The sequence below is a fragment of the Bradyrhizobium sp. genome (assembly GCF_016462955.1).
Classification (GTDB): domain Bacteria; phylum Pseudomonadota; class Alphaproteobacteria; order Rhizobiales; family Xanthobacteraceae; genus Bradyrhizobium.
This window is the reverse complement of the sequence record NZ_JAEMSD010000021.1, coordinates 1-2,637: the sequence shown is the minus strand read 5'-3', so window position 1 is coordinate 2,637 and position 2,637 is coordinate 1. Positions and strand designations below refer to the sequence as shown.

The 2,637-nt window shown below is 65.3% G+C and carries 2 protein-coding genes; both read left to right on the top strand.

Features of this window, described 5'->3' with window-relative positions; genetic code table 11:
• A partial coding sequence (locus tag JHD07_RS04290; protein ID WP_291619349.1) for an outer membrane beta-barrel protein occupies window positions 1-627 on the top strand: 627 nt, incomplete at its 5' end.
• Window positions 628-1,081: 454 nt separating this feature from the next.
• Window positions 1,082-2,637 (top strand): DNA polymerase III subunit alpha (dnaE, locus tag JHD07_RS04285; RefSeq protein ID WP_291619347.1); only part of this gene is annotated, 1,556 nt, incomplete at its 3' end.

Genomic DNA, 2,637 nt, shown 5'->3' with positions numbered 1-2,637 from the left:
CTGGCTAATGGCGCACTGCCGCAAGCGCTTAGCTGGAGCGGCTTTTACATCGGCGTCAACGGCGGCGGCGGTTCGGCTCACAGCACCTGGGATCTCGTCGGCGGCGGCCGCGAGGGTTCGCATGATGCGACCGGCGGTACGGTCGGTGGCCAGATCGGCTATCGCATGCAGTACGGTCAGTTCGTGTTCGGCGTGGAAGGTCAGGGCAACTGGGCCGACTTCACCGGCGACAACGTCAGCGCTCTGTTTGCGACCCGCAACCGCTCGAAGATCGACTCGTTCGGTCTGATCACCGGTCAGGTCGGTTACGCCTGGAACAACGTGCTGCTCTACGTCAAGGGCGGTGCAGCCGTGGTCGGCGCGAAGTACGAAGTGTTCAGCACGGCTTCGGGCGCGCTGCTGTCCTCGAACGACCAGACCCGTTGGGGCGGCACGGTCGGTGCCGGTCTCGAGTTCGGCTTCGCGCCGAATTGGTCGGTTGGCGTCGAATACAACCACATCTTCCTGTCGGACAAGGATGTCACCTTCGCCGGCCTAGCGGGAACCGACCGCATCAAGCAGGACGTCGACATGGGCCTCGTCCGCCTGAACTACAAGTTCGGCGGTCCGATGATGGGTCGCTACTGATAAAGATCGCTCTCCTTCCAGCGATCATCGAAAGCCCCGGCCTCGGCCGGGGCTTTTTTGTTGCGGGAATTCAGCGAGTTAACCATTCCCCCTCGAGATCATCCGCCGCGCTTGACTCCCGAGAACGAAATGAGAACAATGTTCCTCATACGTTCTAGCAACGGAGCGAGACATGTTCAGGGTTTTCGTCGAAGAAGCCGCCGCACTGGCGTCGATCACGCTGTTCGTCGGGATGATCGCGATCTGGGCCCAGGTCATACCGCAGCTCTGAGTCCGGAGGCTCCAAGCGCGCCGGTTGGGGAAAAGCGGGAGGACGGGGCGAAGTGGCGCTTCCTGCGTGGACTCTCGCGGCGTGGCACCGCACCATTGGGCTGCGAGTCGGCCGCACAGGCGCATGATGCCTTGAGGAGCCGACGACCGCTCCATTCCATCTGTTAGAGGCCGTCACGCGACCATGCCGAGCGCCGGATTTGTTCACCTTCACGTTCACTCGGCCTATTCGCTGCTCAAGGGCTCGATCAAGATCGCCAAGCTTGCCGAGCTTGCGAAGAAGGACCACCAGCCGGCGCTGGCGCTGACCGACACCGACAACATGTTCGGTGCGCTGGAGTTCTCCGACAAGATGGCGGGCTCCGGCATCCAGCCGATCGTCGGCTGCGAGTTGGCGATCGATTTCGGCGATCAGGATCCGAATGCGCGCAACGCGATCGGGCCTTCCCGCGTGGTGCTGCTCGCCGCGCAGGAGCGCGGCTATCGCAGCCTGATGCGGCTCAACTCGCGCGCGTTCCTGGAATCGCCGGACAGCCATGCACCGTTCATCAGGTTCGATTGGCTCGAGGGCGAGACCGAGGGGCTGATCGCGCTGACGGGCGGACCGGACGGGCCGATCTCGCTGGCGCTCGCAGGCGGCATGGCCGAGCTCGGCGCCGCGCGCTGCGAGCGTCTGGCCGGCCTGTTCGGCGACCGTCTCTACGTCGAATTGCAGCGCCACAACGTCGAGAAGGAGCGGCGCGTCGAGAGCGGATTGATCGACATCGCCTACGCGAAGGGGCTGCCGCTGGTTGCGACCAACGAGCCGTATTTCGCTTCGACGGACGACTACGAGGCGCATGATGCGCTGCTCTGCATCGCCGGCGGCCGGTTGATCGCCGAGACCGACCGCGTGCAACTGACGCCCGATCATCGCTTCAAGACGCGCGCCGAGATGGCGCTGCTGTTCGCCGACATTCCGGAGGCGCTGGCCTCAACGGTGGAGATCGCCGAGCGCTGCTCGTTCCGGCCGATGACGCGCAAGCCGATTCTGCCGTTCTTCACCGTCGGCGCCGCGCAGAGCTCGGACGCCGCTTCGGTCGAGGCCGCCGAACTGAAGCGTCAGGCAGAGGAGGGGCTCGCCAACCGCCTGCGCGTGCACGGGCTGTCGCTGGGCACGACGGACGAGGACTACAACAAGCGCCTCGCGTTCGAGCTCGACGTCATCACCCGCATGAAATATGCGGGCTACTTCCTGATCGTGTCCGACTTCATCAAATGGGCGAAGAGCCAGGGCATCCCGGTCGGGCCCGGCCGCGGCTCCGGCGCAGGCTCGCTGGTCGCCTGGGCGCTGACCATCACCGACCTCGACCCGATCAAGTTCGGCCTGCTGTTCGAGCGCTTCCTCAATCCCGAACGCGTGTCGATGCCGGACTTCGACATCGACTTCTGCCAGGACCGCCGCGGCGAGGTGATCAAGTACGTCCAGGAGCGCTACGGCCGCGACCAGGTCGCGCAGATCATCACCTTCGGAACGCTGCAGGCGCGCGGCGTGCTGCGCGACGTCGGTCGCGTGCTGCAGATGCCCTATGGCCAGGTCGACAAACTGACCAAGCTGGTGCCGCAGAATCCGGCGGCGCCGGTCACGCTCGCCGCCGCGATCGAGAGCGAGCCGAAGCTCCAGGCGTTCCGCGACGAAGACCCGGTGGTGGCGCGCGCCTTCGACATCGCCCAGCGCCTCGAAGGCCTGAAGCGCCACGC